The organism is Gymnodinialimonas sp. 202GB13-11 (assembly GCF_040932485.1).
Classification (GTDB): domain Bacteria; phylum Pseudomonadota; class Alphaproteobacteria; order Rhodobacterales; family Rhodobacteraceae; genus Gymnodinialimonas; species Gymnodinialimonas hymeniacidonis.
In genome coordinates, this window is the sequence record NZ_JBFRBH010000001.1 from 2,950,727 (window position 1) to 2,964,111 (window position 13,385).

At 59.0% G+C, this 13,385-nt stretch carries 18 protein-coding genes; 3 read left to right on the forward strand and 15 right to left on the reverse strand.

The window, feature by feature from the left end; genetic code table 11:
• Positions 1-18 precede the first annotated feature (18 nt).
• Positions 19-630, forward strand: a complete 612-nt coding sequence (locus V8J81_RS14985; protein WP_368476552.1) for a hypothetical protein — start codon at positions 19-21, stop codon at positions 628-630.
• 5 nt (positions 631-635) lie between these two features.
• On the opposite strand, the gene V8J81_RS14990 is transcribed toward V8J81_RS14985, so the two are convergent.
• Together V8J81_RS14990 and V8J81_RS14995 are read right to left on the reverse strand one after the other, a co-directional pair.
• Positions 636-1,202 (reverse strand): SMI1/KNR4 family protein, encoded by a 567-nt coding sequence (locus tag V8J81_RS14990; RefSeq protein WP_368476553.1) that lies wholly within the window; start codon positions 1,200-1,202, stop codon positions 636-638.
• A gap of 7 nt (positions 1,203-1,209) precedes the next feature.
• Complete coding sequence (locus V8J81_RS14995) at positions 1,210-1,830, reverse strand: TIGR02466 family protein (RefSeq protein WP_368476554.1); 621 nt, start codon at positions 1,828-1,830, stop codon at positions 1,210-1,212.
• An 86-nt stretch (positions 1,831-1,916) separates the two neighbouring features.
• Here V8J81_RS14995 and V8J81_RS15000 point away from each other — a divergent pair, with 86 nt between their 5' ends.
• Positions 1,917-2,624, forward strand: a complete 708-nt coding sequence (locus V8J81_RS15000) for a lysozyme family protein (RefSeq protein ID WP_368476555.1) — start codon at positions 1,917-1,919, stop codon at positions 2,622-2,624.
• 7 nt (positions 2,625-2,631) lie between these two features.
• Here the strand turns inward: V8J81_RS15000 and V8J81_RS15005 are convergent, their stop codons facing one another.
• Positions 2,632-2,754 carry a hypothetical protein gene (locus V8J81_RS15005; RefSeq protein ID WP_368476556.1) on the reverse strand — a complete coding sequence of 41 codons (123 nt, stop codon included), beginning with the start codon at positions 2,752-2,754 and terminating at the stop codon, positions 2,632-2,634.
• A 333-nt stretch (positions 2,755-3,087) separates the two neighbouring features.
• Here V8J81_RS15005 and V8J81_RS15010 point away from each other — a divergent pair, with 333 nt between their 5' ends.
• Positions 3,088-3,519, forward strand: coding sequence for a DUF1569 domain-containing protein (locus V8J81_RS15010; protein WP_368476557.1), 432 nt, complete (start codon positions 3,088-3,090; stop codon positions 3,517-3,519).
• A 55-nt stretch (positions 3,520-3,574) separates the two neighbouring features.
• Here the strand turns inward: V8J81_RS15010 and V8J81_RS15015 are convergent, their stop codons facing one another.
• The 12 genes from V8J81_RS15015 to V8J81_RS15070 form a co-directional block, all read right to left on the reverse strand.
• A complete protein-coding gene (locus V8J81_RS15015) occupies positions 3,575-3,853 on the reverse strand; it encodes a hypothetical protein (protein WP_368476558.1) in 279 nt (92 codons plus the stop codon).
• A 316-nt stretch (positions 3,854-4,169) separates the two neighbouring features.
• Complete coding sequence (rplP, locus tag V8J81_RS15020) at positions 4,170-4,583, reverse strand: 50S ribosomal protein L16 (RefSeq protein ID WP_368476559.1); 414 nt, start codon at positions 4,581-4,583, stop codon at positions 4,170-4,172.
• A gap of 13 nt (positions 4,584-4,596) precedes the next feature.
• Positions 4,597-5,340, reverse strand: a complete 744-nt coding sequence (gene rpsC / locus V8J81_RS15025) for a 30S ribosomal protein S3 (RefSeq protein ID WP_368476560.1) — start codon at positions 5,338-5,340, stop codon at positions 4,597-4,599.
• The gene (gene rplV, locus V8J81_RS15030; RefSeq protein ID WP_368476561.1) at positions 5,340-5,720 is read right to left on the reverse strand and encodes a 50S ribosomal protein L22; all 381 of its coding nucleotides are present in this window, start codon (positions 5,718-5,720) and stop codon (positions 5,340-5,342) included. The genes rpsC and rplV overlap by 1 nt, the downstream gene beginning before the upstream one ends.
• A 3-nt stretch (positions 5,721-5,723) precedes the next feature.
• Positions 5,724-6,002 (reverse strand): 30S ribosomal protein S19, encoded by a 279-nt coding sequence (gene rpsS, locus V8J81_RS15035; protein ID WP_368476562.1) that lies wholly within the window; start codon positions 6,000-6,002, stop codon positions 5,724-5,726.
• A gap of 3 nt (positions 6,003-6,005) precedes the next feature.
• Positions 6,006-6,848: a 50S ribosomal protein L2 gene (gene rplB, locus V8J81_RS15040; protein WP_368476563.1), complete on the reverse strand. Its 843-nt coding sequence runs from the start codon at positions 6,846-6,848 to the stop codon at positions 6,006-6,008.
• Between the two features lie 949 nt (positions 6,849-7,797).
• Complete coding sequence (locus tag V8J81_RS15045) at positions 7,798-9,681, reverse strand: SLC13 family permease (protein ID WP_368476564.1); 1,884 nt, start codon at positions 9,679-9,681, stop codon at positions 7,798-7,800.
• A 148-nt stretch (positions 9,682-9,829) separates the two neighbouring features.
• The gene (locus V8J81_RS15050; RefSeq protein ID WP_368476565.1) at positions 9,830-10,126 is read right to left on the reverse strand and encodes a 50S ribosomal protein L23; all 297 of its coding nucleotides are present in this window, start codon (positions 10,124-10,126) and stop codon (positions 9,830-9,832) included.
• Positions 10,123-10,743: a 50S ribosomal protein L4 gene (rplD, locus tag V8J81_RS15055; RefSeq protein WP_368477658.1), complete on the reverse strand. Its 621-nt coding sequence runs from the start codon at positions 10,741-10,743 to the stop codon at positions 10,123-10,125. The genes V8J81_RS15050 and rplD overlap by 4 nt, the downstream gene beginning before the upstream one ends.
• Positions 10,743-11,615: a 50S ribosomal protein L3 gene (gene rplC / locus V8J81_RS15060; protein WP_368476566.1), complete on the reverse strand. Its 873-nt coding sequence runs from the start codon at positions 11,613-11,615 to the stop codon at positions 10,743-10,745. The genes rplD and rplC overlap by 1 nt, the downstream gene beginning before the upstream one ends.
• A gap of 14 nt (positions 11,616-11,629) precedes the next feature.
• On the reverse strand, positions 11,630-11,944 hold the full coding sequence (gene rpsJ, locus V8J81_RS15065) for a 30S ribosomal protein S10 (protein WP_339987329.1): 315 nt from the start codon (positions 11,942-11,944) through the stop codon (positions 11,630-11,632).
• Between the two features lie 396 nt (positions 11,945-12,340).
• Positions 12,341-13,120: a hypothetical protein gene (locus tag V8J81_RS15070; protein WP_368476567.1), complete on the reverse strand. Its 780-nt coding sequence runs from the start codon at positions 13,118-13,120 to the stop codon at positions 12,341-12,343.
• Positions 13,121-13,385: the final 265 nt, after the last annotated feature.

A 13,385-nucleotide genomic window follows, 5' to 3' on the forward strand; every position in this document is an offset into this window, starting at 1 on the left:
CGCATTTCAGGCATTCCAATGGCTCTCGACCCCACCCTTCTCGCATGGCTCGGCCTCGTATCCGCCGCACTCAGCACCGTGGGCTACCTGCCCTACCTCCGGGACATCGTCATGGGCCGCACGCAGCCGCAGCGTGCGTGCTGGTTGATCTGGTCGATCCTCGGCTCCATCGCCGTCGCCTCGCAGATCAGCGAAGGGGCCATGGCCTCGCTCGGCTTCGCAATGGTGCAAGTCGGCGGCACGATCCTCGTCTTCGCAATGTCGATCGTCTGCGGTGTGGGTCGGTTTACCCGGCCCCGCGACTGGTTCGTGCTGGCCCTCGCGGCGGTCGGGCTCCTCCTCTGGGCGCTGACCTCAAACGCCGCCTACGCGCTTGGCATCACCATCACGATCAGTCTTCTCGGCGGCTCCCTCACCGTCGTCAAAGCCTATCAGGAGCCGCAGTCCGAGACGCTCTCAACATGGATAACCTTCTGGATCGCCTCCGCGCTCGCGGCCCTCGCCGTCGGCGCGTGGGATGCGGTGTTGCTGGCCTATCCGCTCTACCTGCTGACGCTCTACACCGCGATCCTCGGCGCCATCGCGCTTGGCCGGATGCGAACACGCACAGCCTGCATCCCTGCGGAATAGCGCGGCTATTGCTCGGTACTGAAGGTCTCTCCATCGACCTCGTAGCTGCCGTCCTCCATGGAACTCGCAAGCGCCTCCAGCCAATCAGCCAGCGATCCCGCTCGTTCCCCCCGATACGGATCGTCATGGTAAAACATCACCACCGCCCCGCCCGACGCCGACCCGTCTGCCACAAACGCCAGATGATCTCCGCCCCCGTTTTCCAAGAACGGCACCCAAGACCGCTCCCAAAACCCTTGATCGGGAAAGTCATACCCGATCAGATCGTCCAAAAACGTCTTCGTGCTGGCCAAGGCCTCAAGGGAAGGGAACTGCAGGTTCAAGACCAGCGAGGGCGCGACATAATCCGAATGGCCATTGCGCCAGAGGTAAAGCTGCCGAAACGCATCCGGCAGAACGAGGTCAAATTGCGCCGCTAACGCATCCAGCGCCGCGTCGTTCACCCCGGGGTTCAGACCTTCGTAGTAAGCTGGCCGGTGCTCGGCCAACCATGTATCGATCCGCTCAATTGGGCCCGCCGTTGCCGCCTGTGGCGCCGAAAGCCCGAGAATGGCCAAAACGCGTTTGATCATCGTTCCCTCACGCCCAGGAATAATTGAAGCTGACGCTGATACGGTCGTCTTCATCCATGTTCATCGGTACCTCGTGCCGCAGCCAGCTTTCCCATAACAACACATCACCCGCCGCAGGGTTGGGATAGATGAACGCCCGCAATTCCTCCCGCGCATCCGGCTTGCGCCCCGGGGCCGCCATCATCATCGCGTGGCGCGGGTCTTCCAGCTTGATCGACCGTGCACCAGGCGGCACCGCAACATAGGTGGTGCCCGAGATCACCGAATGCGGGTGGATGTGGGACGTGTGTATCCCCCCCTCTGGCAGCAGATTGATCCAGATATCTTCGAGCTTCAGCGCACGGCCTTCCAGATCGAATTCCAGATCCTCGGCAAAGGCGGCCACATGGGCATCCAACGCCTCGACCACCTGCGCGAAAATCGGAAACCGCCAAGGCAGATCCGTCAAAGACGCGTAAGAGGTATAGCCCGGATAGCCATTCTCCTCACACCAAGCCTGCCCGGCCTCATCATCATCGGCGATGGAAAAGCAGGATGCCATTAACTCGTCCCCATCCACCGCAGGGCCGAATTCGGCCAGCTTGGCGTGGTAAAGACGGGTCGCGAAAAGGGATTTGATCTGAGCCATGGGCGCTTGTGTAGGCGTGCGGCAACGGTTTGGAAAGATATTGCCGCCATGCTGCGCCCCAGACAAACATCTGAGGCTTGGCCAGAATGGCAAACCGGCTCTACGGGGCACTCTTCCTGCCCCTCACACTTATCTTTCTGATCGCAGGGCTGGCAAAGGCGGATGTGGCCCTGCTCGTCACCCGCGCTGCACCGCTGATTGAAGGCGGCCTCGGGGCCACCACCGCCATCAACGGCTCGCTTTTCGCCGGCACGCAGGATGGCAGCTTCTTCGCGCCCTACCCTGTCCGCGCGCCCGCCCAAACCGGTGCCGGTCAGTCAACCGCGCGTCTGCTCACGCTGATTTCCCGCGCTGAGGCCGGGCAAGCAGGCTATGACGCCGTCCAGCATGGCGCGCGCATCAGCACTCCACGCCCGCCCACGCAGATGACCCTTGGCGAAATTTTCGCATGGATCACGGCCACCCCCGGTCAGCCCCACGCCATCGGGCGCTACCAGTTCATCCCCGACACACTGCGCCGCGTTGCCCGCATCCGCGGCTATGGGCCGGAGGTCCGCTTCACGGCCGAAGTGCAAGACAGCCTGGCCGCCGTCCTGCTGGACGAAGCGGGCCTGCAAGCGTTTGAGGGCGGGGCGCTTGGCCGCCGCGATTTCATGCACAACCTCGCGCGCATCTGGGCAGGCCTGCCCCTGCCGAACGGGCGGTCCTACTATCAGGGCTATGCCGGAAACCGTGCGACGATGTCTTGGGCCGAGTTCAGCGGCGGGATGGAGGCGATTTGGCCCACCGGTTGAAGGCCGGTTAGGGGCAGAGAATGAAACTGCCCGATCCCCGGAACTGATTGTAAACCTCCGGGTCTTCGCACACGGAACGCCCGTCTTGGTCCACCACGATATAGGCCCCCAGAACGCCGTTATCCTCCACCCAAACCGAGTGAGGCGAGGCACCGCTGCAGGCAACATAGCGCCCCCAGGCAATTGGGTTCTCACATAAGGTGCGACCCGCAACCTGAACAGTATAGCCTGTCTATTCCCCCTCAGCGACGGTCTGCGTGCCATCTGTGATCACGACGTTCACCTGTGCGAAGGCCGGGGTCGCCGCAATGCAAAGCAAAAGCGCTCGGAAAAAGAAGGATGTCATTCGAGCACGCTAGGGCAACGGTCCCGCAGTGTCGATGCCATTGCACCTGCGTTCAAAAGCACCACGATTCAAAGTTTCGTTGGACATGAACGCGGGCGATCCTGTTGAGTGAAGCCCATGACCCAAGCCCTCGACACCGCCTTCCGCCGCCTCGACGCCCTCGACCTCTCCGCCATCCAATCGACCGGCGATTGGGATTTGGGCCGCACCTTCAGCCACCTCGCGCAAGGGGTTGAATTCTCCATGACCGGCTACCCGGAGGAGAAGCCGAAGCTCTTCCAGATGACCGCCGGCAAACTCGCCTTCACGGTCTTCAAACTGCGTGGGCGGATGAGCCATGGCCTTGATGAACCCATTCCCGGCGAAGTCATCGGAGACGTTTCAGCCGACGTAGGCCTGCACCGTCTTGTCACTTCGCTAGAGCAATTCCGCGACCACACCGGCCCCCTCCGCCCCCACTTCGCCTTCGGCGCACTCGGCAAAGATCAATTCGCGCTGGCGCACCTGATGCACATCGAAAACCATTTGGAAGAGGTGAGGGTAGACTAGGCACCTAGAGGGTTACTCGCCATGCAAGCACTTACGAAACGAAATTCGAATTGAGTCACCGGGACAGAGTTCTAATCGCATGGCGCAAGGCCATTTCGCATTGATCGTAGGCGAACTGACTATCTGCGGAAGCGGCGCATGACATCAAACCATCTTCCAAAGTGAAATCTAGTTCATCAACTACGCGTCCAGCGTCCCACAAAACCGCCACGCACTCATGTGGGTTAGAAAAGTTGTACACCTCTTCGCATGTGGTCAACCACTCGGATTCCACACCGCCTTGCTCCGGACCAAGCGAGAAGACGACAAACAGCACTCCGAAGAATGCGATCATAAAAAGGAATGTTCTCATACTCGATACTTAGTGTTTAAGCGAAGTAGATCATCGCGCTGGCCGCCATCCCCAAAATTATCCATGCGATCAGTCGCCGTCTGGCCCAACTTGGCGAAGGATCAGCAAGTGATCCGCCACCAGACAGATTGCCAATCAATCCAATAACCGCCGCTATTGCCAACACCCAACCTGCAACTGCCAACTCAACGACTCCAGTTTCGACTTGTCATAAAGGCTTACACAAAAACTAGGCAGAAAGAAAAAGCCCCCGCCGATCTCTCGGCGGGAGCTTTGAATTTTTAGAGGTCGTTCGACCTTACCAGTCTTCGCGAACCACGGTGCGGGTCTTGACCGGAAGCTTCATCGCGGCAAGGCGCAGGGCCTCACGAGCGATGGGCTCCGAGACACCGTCGATCTCGAACATGATCCGGCCAGGCTTGACCTTGCACGCCCAGAAATCGACCGAACCCTTACCTTTACCCATACGCACTTCGACGGGCTTGGAGGTTACGGGCGTATCCGGGAAGATCCGGATCCAGACGCGACCCTGACGCTTCATGTGACGCGTCATGGCCCGACGGGCGGCTTCGATCTGGCGGGCAGTCACGCGCTCGGGCTGCAGGGCTTTCAGACCATAGGTGCCGAAGTTCAGGTCAGACCCGCCCTTCGCCTCGCCTTTGATCCGGCCTTTGTGCATCTTGCGGAACTTTGTCCGTTTTGGTTGCAACATTGATCAGACCTCCTCAGCGGTCACGGCGCGGGCGCGAGGCCCCACCGCTTTCCTGGATTTCCTGATTGCGACGGTCACGGGCCGACGGATCGTGCTCCATGATTTCGCCTTTGAAGATCCAGGTTTTGATGCCGATGATGCCATAGGGCGTTTCCGCCTCGGCATGTGCATAGTCGATATCCGCACGCAGGGTGTGAAGCGGCACGCGGCCCTCACGATACCACTCGGTCCGGGCGATCTCGGCGCCGCCAAGGCGGCCCGCGACGTTAACCCGGATGCCAAGGGCACCCATACGCATGGCGTTCTGCACGGCACGCTTCATGGCACGGCGGAAAGACACACGGCGTTCCAGCTGCTGAGCAATGCTCTCAGCGACCAGTTGCGCGTCCAGCTCGGGCTTGCGGATCTCAACGATGTTGAGGTGTAGTTCCGAGTCGGTGATCTTCGCCAATTCCTTGCGGAGACCTTCGATGTCTGCGCCCTTCTTGCCGATGATGACACCCGGACGCGCCGAATGGATCGTCACGCGGCACTTCTTGTGCGGACGCTCGATGATGACCTTTGCAATCCCGGCATCGCCCGGGTTGCGGCGGTCACGCTTGGCAACCAGATCCCACCAGCCCTTCTTGATGAACTCGCGGATCTTGATGTCTTCCAGCAGCAGATCACCATATTCCTTGGTGTCTGCGTACCAGCGGCTGTCCCAGGTCCGGTTGACCTGAAGACGCATGCCGATTGGGTTTACCTTATGTCCCATTAGGCGGTCTCCTCAACCTGACGGACCGTGATGGTCAGTTCTGCAAACGGCTTGTGAATGCGACCGAACCGGCCACGCGCCCGCGGACGACCGCGCTTCATCACAAGGTTCTTGCCCACATAGGCCTCGGACACGACCAGCTCGTCGACGTCCAGACCGTGGTTGTTTTCCGCATTGGCGATGGCCGACTGAAGGCACTTCTTCACGTCAACCGCGATACGCTTCTTCGAGAAAGTGAGGTCGGTCAGCGCCTTCTCCACCTTCTTGCCGCGAATGAGGCCGGCAACGAGGTTCAGCTTCTGCGGGCTGGTCTTCAGCATCCGCAGCTTGGCGCGCGCCTCATTGTCCGCCACGCGGCGGGGATTTTTATCCTTGCCCATGGCTTACTTCCTCTTGGCTTTCTTATCCGCCGCGTGCCCGTAATACGTGCGCGTGGGCGAATATTCCCCGAACTTCTGACCGATCATGTCTTCGGTCACGTTCACCGGCACATGCTTCTGGCCGTTGTACACACCGAACGTCAGACCGACGAACTGGGGCAGGATGGTGGAGCGACGCGACCAGATCTTGATCACGTCGTTGCGCCCGCTTTCGCGCGCGGCTTCGGCCTTCTTGAGGACGTAAGAGTCGACAAAAGGCCCTTTCCAGACGGAGCGGCTCATGACTTAGCGCCCTTTCTTCTTGGCGTGACGCGAGCGGATGATCAGCTTCTGCGACGCCTTGTTCTTGTTGCGGGTACGCTTGCCCTTGGTGTCGTTACCCCAAGGCGTAACCGGCGTACGGCCACCCGAAGTACGACCCTCACCACCACCATGCGGGTGATCGATCGGGTTCATGGCAACACCGCGAACGCTCGGGCGCTTGCCCATGTGACGCACACGACCGGCCTTACCAAGGTTCTGGTTCGAGTTGTCGGGGTTCGACACCGCGCCAACCGTTGCCATGCATTCCTGGCGGACAAGACGCAGCTCGCCGCTCGAAAGGCGGATCTGAGCGTAGCCACCGTCACGGCCGACAAACTGGGCATAGGTGCCCGCGGCGCGTGCGATCTGGCCACCCTTGCCGGGCTTCAGCTCGATGTTGTGCACGATGGTACCGATCGGCAGACCCGAGAAGGGCATCGCGTTGCCCGGCTTGATGTCGGCCTTGGAGGACGAGACCACCTTGTCGCCAACAGCCAGACGCTGCGGGGCAAGGATATAGGCCTGCTCACCATCGGTATATTGCACCAGCGCGATGAACGCGGTCCGGTTCGGGTCATATTCGATCCGAACGACGGTCGCTTCGACGTCGAACTTGGTGCGCTTGAAATCTACGATACGGTAAAGGCGTTTTGCCCCACCACCACGACGACGCGCCGTGATCCGTCCGGTGTTGTTCCGGCCGCCCTTCTTGGTCAAACCCTCGGTGAGAGATTTGACGGGACGTCCTTTCCACAGCTCCGAACGGTCGATCAGTACCAGCCCACGCTGGCCCGGCGTCGTCGGCTTATACGACTTGAGTGCCATGTTAACTGTCTTCCGTTTGCTTGGCGGAGCCACCTTGGCGGCCCCTGATGTTAAAGGCCCCCGGAGGTGCCCGTCTCATTGTCCGTAACGAACAAAAACAGAGCCCCGGACGAATCCGGGGCCATGCCGATGCGTGCGTTTAGGAGGTTGGGCGGTGGGGGTCAAGGCCCACGAAGGCACCGGCGACTTGAAACAGCGCGAGAAAAATACCACGTCGGTAATAATGGAGGTAAAAAATGATACGTGTCTTCTACTCGTCTTTTGACTACCTAGCACTTAAATTGCTCAGGCTGACAGTTGATATCGAGCTAGTGGACAGGACTATCCGTAAAGAACTTGAGGCTAAGGCAAATCCTGATAGCCCAGAACAATATGAATACCACATTCAGACATTGCAGGATCGTGTCTCGGCTTTAATCGGTCACATTTCGATAATGATCGCAGTCTTGACCATTACACTCACGGGATACTCGGAACGGTCGCTCGCCACCGATCTTATTCGTGCCGAATTAGGTCTGTACCTTTTCATAGCAATCTGTTGTCTCCGGTGCCTTAGAGCATATGGGTTCGAGTCATCGTTCGATTCTGAACACTACCACGAAGAAAGTAAGACTGATTTGGTGCTGAGGTTTGGCCTTTTCCGACTGGTGAATTTCATTGCAATAATTGCAACGATTGCGTTCGTTTTGACCGTGACGCTATTCCCACCAGCCCTTTAGAGAAGTCCCGTAACAAGCGCTCGAATCCTTGGCTGGTTTTGACTTGCATTTATTGAGGCGACCACCTCGGCCGTTGGGATTCCGTTTTACACGATGAATGTTCGCTCACCCCGTTCTGCCTTAGCCAGCAGCTCGCAAAAGTTCCTTTGATTTCCTAGCATGGGCAATCGCACTGATCACTCCATTCCCAACTTACAATAGGGTGATATTGATCTTCTACGCTTCTCATCTCAAAACAAAACCCCCATCACCCCCAACGACACCACCAGAAACAGCACCGTCATGATTCCGCCGGACTTCATGAAGTCGGTCACCTTATACCCCGCAGGCCCCATGATCAGTGCGTTCACCTGATGGGTCGGGATCAGGAAGCTGTTCGACGTCGAAATCGCCACTGTCAGCGCAAAGATCGCCGGGTTGCCCCCCGCCGCCACCGCAATCGACACGGCCAGCGGCACCAGCAGCACCGTCGCGCCCACATTCGACATGATCAACGTGAAGATCGTGGCCAATACCGCGACCCCCGCCTGCAACGCCCAGATCGGCCAGCCGTCCAGCAGCATCAAAATCCGGTCCGCAATCCACGCCGCCGTCCCAGTGCTCTGCACCGCCAGCCCCAACGGGATCAGACTCGCCAACAGGAACACCGTGCTCCAACTGACCGATTGATAGGCCTCATCAATAGACAGCACCCGGGTCAGGATCATCCCCACCGCGCCCGTCAACAGGCACAGCGACAGCAATACATCCGTGAACAAGATCATGCCCAAGGCAATGGCGAAGAAGGTCAGCGCCCATCCCACCTTGGTCGGGCGCAGCTCCTCCTGCGGGAAGTCGGTCGTCACCACCACGAAATCCCGGTTCTTGGTGAGACGCGTCAGGGCCTCCCACGTCGAATGGATCACCAACGTATCGCCCGCCTTGTAGGGCACCTCGGCAATCGCGGTCGGCGCGTGATCCTCCGTCTCCACGTAGCTCAGCGTTTCCTCGTCGCGGTGGATCGCCAACATGCTGGCGCCGTAGGTCTTGCGGAAGATCACGTCATGGGCACATTTCCCGATCAGCGATGAACCCGGCGGGATCACGACCTCGGCCACACCCGATTTCGTCGGTGCATAATCCTCCGCGAAGACATCCAGCGACGAATGCATCGTCAGGCCGCGGTCCAGAACCATCGTGTTCACATCGCGCCCCCGGCCCAGAACCGCAAGACGGCAGGGCGTGGTGATCGGCGTGTCGATCGTCGGCGCGAACCACCGCTGCCCGCGATAGGCGCTGCCAATGATGTAGACGTGATACTCCTGCATCAACTCGTCGAACGTCATCCCCTCGCACGGATGCCCCACCGGGATGCTCACCTCAAAGATGTCGGCGTGCAGGCCGTAAATCTTCTGCAAGTATTCCCGCAGCGATTGCCCGCTGGTCGCGTCCTCCGCATCCGGCGTGCCGGGCAGAACCCAACGCCCTAGCAGCATGAAATAAAGGATACCCGTCAGGATCAGCGCGACCCCAATCGGCGTCACGTCAAACAGCCCGAACTGCTCCATCTGCTGATCGGCGGGCAGGCTTTCATTGGCATTCTGGATCAGGTCGTTCAGCAGGATCAGCGGCGAAGATCCCACCATCGTCATCGTCCCGCCCAGGATCGCGCAGAAGCCCATCGGCATCAGCAACCGGCTCAGCGGTAATTCCGTGCGCACGCTGATCCGGCTGACCACCGGCAGGAACAGCGCAGCCGCGCCCACATTCTGCATGAACGATGAAATCACGCCCACAGTGCCGGAGATGATCGGCACAATCCGCGCTTCCGTTCGCCCGCCATGCTTCAGGATAAACGCCGCAACCTTCGACATGATCCCGGTCTTGTCGAGCCCCGCCCCGATGATCATCACCGCGATGATCGACACAACCGCATTGGATTCGAGGCCTGAGAACAACTCATCCACATCCGCGATATTCTCAAGCCCCGGCACCTGGCTCAATAGTCCCAACAGCACCAGCACGGAAATCGCGGCCAGATCGATGCGCACGACCTCGGTCACGAACAATGTGACCGTCAATGCCAGCAGCCCCAAGACCACTGTCATCTCAAGCGTCAGTCCAAGTGCGTCCAATCGTGCCTCCCTTCCCGCCATTAACGCTGAAACCGGTGGGCAGCGAAAGGGCCAGTTCTTCGCAATGAACAGGACAGACCGCTCTCCCCAAAGAAAAACCCCGCCGCAACAAGCGACGGGGTTTTCCAAATTCAGATGACCCGTTGGATCAGAGGCCGGTGGACACGTCGATCGTGTTGCCCTCTTCCAGCGTCACATAGGCCTTCTTCACGTCTTTCCGCGTGCCGAGCTGGCCACGGAAGCGCTTGACCTTACCCTTGGTGATGGTCGTGTTCACGGCCTTCACCTTCACACCAAAGACGGCCTCAACGGCTTCCTTGATCATGGGCTTGTTCGCATCGATGGCCACTTCGAAGACCACAGCTCCATTCTCGGAAGCCATCGTGGTTTTCTCGGTGATCAGCGGCTTGCGGATCACATCATAATGCTTGGCGTCTGCACTCATTTCAGGCGAGCCTCCAATGCTTCGACACCCGCCTTCGTGATCACCAGGGTGTCACGCTTCAGGATGTCATAGACGTTTGCACCCATCGTCGGCAGAATATCGAGACCTTCGATATTGCGCGCGGCTTGGGCGAAGTTGGCGTCCACGGCGGCACCGTCGATAACCAGCGCACGTTTCCAACCCAGCTCACGCACCTGCTTGGCCAGGGCACCGGTCTTGGCGTCTTTCGCGGTGGCCTCGTCGATCACGACCAGACGACCTTCCGCAGCCTTCGCGGACAGCGCATGGCGCAGACCCAGCTTGCGGAACTTCTTCGGCAGATCGTGGCCGTGCGAACGTGGCGTCGGACCCTTGTAGATACCACCCTTGCGGAAGATCGGCGCGTTGCGGTCACCATGGCGTGCGCCACCGGTGCCCTTCTGGCGATAGATCTTCTTGGTGGAATAGCTCGTCTCCGAGCGGGTCTTCACCTTGTGCGTACCGGCTTGCGCATTGTTGCGCTGCCAGCGGACGACGCGATGCAGGATGTCGGCGCGCGGCTCAAGGCCGAACAGGGCCTCGTCCAGGTCGACCGAACCGGCTTTCTTACCGTCCAGTTTGATAACGTCGACTTTCATCATTCACCGTCCTTCTTCTCAGCATCGTCACCCTCAGGGGCAGCGTCGCCTTCAGCAGCGATTTCAGCTTCGGCCTGGGCCAGCGCTTCGGCTTCCGCAGCCGCCTGCTCTTCCGCAAGGCGTGCAGCTTCCGCTTCAGCTTCAGCAGCAGCGGCAGCAGCAGCTTCTTCCGCCGCCTTCGCAGCTTCAGCAGCGGCAGAGGCCAGAGCAGCAGGCAGAATGGCGTTTTCAGGGAACGGCTTCTTCACCGCATCCTTGACCGTCACCCAGCCACCTTTGGAACCCGGAACCGCACCCTTGATCATGATCAGGCCACGGTCGCTGTCGGTTTTGACAACCTGCAGGTTCTGCGTGGTAACGCGCGCCGCACCCATATGACCAGCCATCTTCTTACCTTTGAAGACGCGGCCGGGATCCTGACACTGACCAGTCGAACCGTGCGAACGGTGCGAAATCGAAACACCGTGCGTGGCGCGCAGGCCGCCAAAGTTCCAGCGCTTCATCGCACCGGCAAAACCTTTACCGATCGAGGTGCCCGTCACGTCGACGAACTGACCCTCGAAGTAATGATCGGCGATGATTTCCTCGCCCACGTCCAGCAGGTTCTCCGCATCGACGCGGAATTCCACCAGCTTGCGCTTGGGCTCTACATTCGCCTTGGCGAAGTGGCCGCGCATCGGCGCCGACGTCCGCTTGGCCTTGGCCGTACCGGCGCCAAGCTGAACAGCCGAATAGCCGTCGCTGTCAGAGGTCTTCTTGGCGACCACCTGAAGTTTATCCAATTGAAGAACGGTCACAGGGATCTGCTTGCCGTCTTCCATGAAAAGGCGGGTCATCCCGACCTTTTTCGCGATCACACCAGAGCGCAACATGAACGTAACCCTCCTTAGACCGAAATCTGAACGTCAACACCGGCGGCCAGGTCGAGCTTCATCAGCGCGTCCACGGTCTGCGGGGTTGGGTCAACGATGTCGAGCAGACGCTTGTGCGTCCGGATTTCCCACTGGTCGCGGGATTTCTTGTCGACGTGCGGGCCACGGAGAACCGTGAACTTCTCGATCTTGTTCGGCAGCGGGATCGGCCCACGGACGGTCGCGCCGGTGCGCTTGGCCGTGTTTACGATTTCCTGCGTAGAAGCGTCGAGAACCCGGTAATCAAACGCCTTGAGGCGGATACGGATATTCTGGCTGGCAACTGCCATGCTTGTCCCCTTCTATCGGGGTTCTAACGGATTGGACGATGCGGGCTCATCCCGCACCCTCGTCGCGTCTCAGATGTCCAACGAAATGGGGGCACGCAAACAGCGCACCCCGTTGGATGAGCGGCGTATAGGGGGAATCGGATCACTCCGCAAGGGTAATTAGCGTCGTAGGGCGGGACTTGTCGCGCCGGGAATGAAGCCCCGCCGTCGGCGGGCCTGGGACCGGCGATCCAACGGGAAATCTATGGCACTTTATGGCTGCCAAGTCATTGCACAGAACGAGCGGAGCGCCGACCGTCATCAAATCGCCGGGCCCCGGACAGGCCCGTCGATGGCGTGGCGGGCAAGCCCGCTGTTAACCCGACTGGGGGCATTGATTCAAAGAAAGGGCAAGGCCTACCTTTCGGTTAGCGCCTTTGAGAACCACTTGGGCACTTTGGCATCCTCTTGGAATGAAAGATCATCGGGAAAAGAATGCCAGAAGTCTGCAATGGCCGATGAAAAATCTTCGAAGTCAGTCTCGTGTAATTCCAACGCAGTATGATCTTGCCAGCTTCCTGCTGTTTGATCTGAGGCGGAGAGTTCGCCTGTCTCGTCATCCGAGAAGACTAACGATGAGCGCAGGTATTTTGGGTACCTTTTGGCAAGTTCCTCGTAGGACTTTCCCAACCCGTGTTTATAGACATTCACTACTAAACGGGTTGCATCCAAACGAGGGAAATAGTCCTGCTTTCTGACGTCAAAATCATAAACCTTCAGAAGATTTAGGACTTCATCCACTGTCGAGGTCCAAATCGCTTTCTTTACTACTTCGCTTGGGCACCACCTGAACACTTCCCACTCAAGCCAACTTCGGAGTTCCTTGTCCCAGTTATGGAAGACCCCCGTAATCAAGCTCAGCATTGTATTTTTTCGCAAGTCGTTCAGGAGTTCCCAATGAGCGACTCCCTTTTCGATCGAGATCTCTGCGGCATCCGACGGGTCACTCGTTTCATTTGCTGGAGCCGCACCCCAGTGGTCCCATTCTTGAGCTGATACAGCCTCGGCTTCTTCAACGATCTGTTGCTCTGAAAGAAGTGGCAAGAAACGAGTTTGAATTTCGTTGACAAGAAAGCGATGTCTTTCCGCAAACAGCGATCTCGACCAAAGCGACATTTGAAGTGGCGGTAGTTCCATCGCGCAAGCGCCTTTGACCAGACAACATCATCACTCTTTCACCAATTCGGAGGAGCGGCCACGCTCAAGATGCCCATGCGGCTGTTGAAGCGCTGTCCGTAGGGCGGGACTTGTCCCGCCGCCCCTAAATCATGGTTAACCATTCGTTACCAATATCGGGTTTTTCGTTTTGGATCAGAGGGATGACCCCTCTGCTCACGCGTGAGCAGCCATGGCCCGGACGCAAAAAGGCCCCGCCGGTGGGGCGGGGCCTTTCTTTGGCTCG

Bases quoted from the DNA above. Each gene is read 5' to 3' on its own strand.
- V8J81_RS15070 (WP_368476567.1), bottom strand. From the start codon at position 13,120: ATGGAACTACCGCCACTTCAAATGTCGCTTTGGTCGAGATCGCTGTTT.
- V8J81_RS15015 (WP_368476558.1), bottom strand. From the start codon at position 3,853: ATGATCGCATTCTTCGGAGTGCTGTTTGTCGTCTTCTCGCTTGGTCCG.
- rpsJ (WP_339987329.1), bottom strand. From the start codon at position 11,944: ATGGCAGTTGCCAGCCAGAATATCCGTATCCGCCTCAAGGCGTTTGAT.
- rpsC (WP_368476560.1), bottom strand. From the start codon at position 5,340: ATGGGACATAAGGTAAACCCAATCGGCATGCGTCTTCAGGTCAACCGG.
- rplD (WP_368477658.1), bottom strand. From the start codon at position 10,743: ATGAAAGTCGACGTTATCAAACTGGACGGTAAGAAAGCCGGTTCGGTC.
- rplV (WP_368476561.1), bottom strand. From the start codon at position 5,720: ATGGGCAAGGATAAAAATCCCCGCCGCGTGGCGGACAATGAGGCGCGC.
- V8J81_RS15010 (WP_368476557.1), top strand. From the start codon at position 3,088: ATGACCCAAGCCCTCGACACCGCCTTCCGCCGCCTCGACGCCCTCGAC.
- V8J81_RS14985 (WP_368476552.1), top strand. From the start codon at position 19: ATGGCTCTCGACCCCACCCTTCTCGCATGGCTCGGCCTCGTATCCGCC.
- V8J81_RS15000 (WP_368476555.1), top strand. From the start codon at position 1,917: ATGGCAAACCGGCTCTACGGGGCACTCTTCCTGCCCCTCACACTTATC.
- V8J81_RS14990 (WP_368476553.1), bottom strand. From the start codon at position 1,202: ATGATCAAACGCGTTTTGGCCATTCTCGGGCTTTCGGCGCCACAGGCG.
- rpsS (WP_368476562.1), bottom strand. From the start codon at position 6,002: ATGAGCCGCTCCGTCTGGAAAGGGCCTTTTGTCGACTCTTACGTCCTC.
- rplC (WP_368476566.1), bottom strand. From the start codon at position 11,615: ATGTTGCGCTCTGGTGTGATCGCGAAAAAGGTCGGGATGACCCGCCTT.
- rplP (WP_368476559.1), bottom strand. From the start codon at position 4,583: ATGTTGCAACCAAAACGGACAAAGTTCCGCAAGATGCACAAAGGCCGG.
- rplB (WP_368476563.1), bottom strand. From the start codon at position 6,848: ATGGCACTCAAGTCGTATAAGCCGACGACGCCGGGCCAGCGTGGGCTG.
- V8J81_RS15050 (WP_368476565.1), bottom strand. From the start codon at position 10,126: ATGAGTGCAGACGCCAAGCATTATGATGTGATCCGCAAGCCGCTGATC.
- V8J81_RS14995 (WP_368476554.1), bottom strand. From the start codon at position 1,830: ATGGCTCAGATCAAATCCCTTTTCGCGACCCGTCTTTACCACGCCAAG.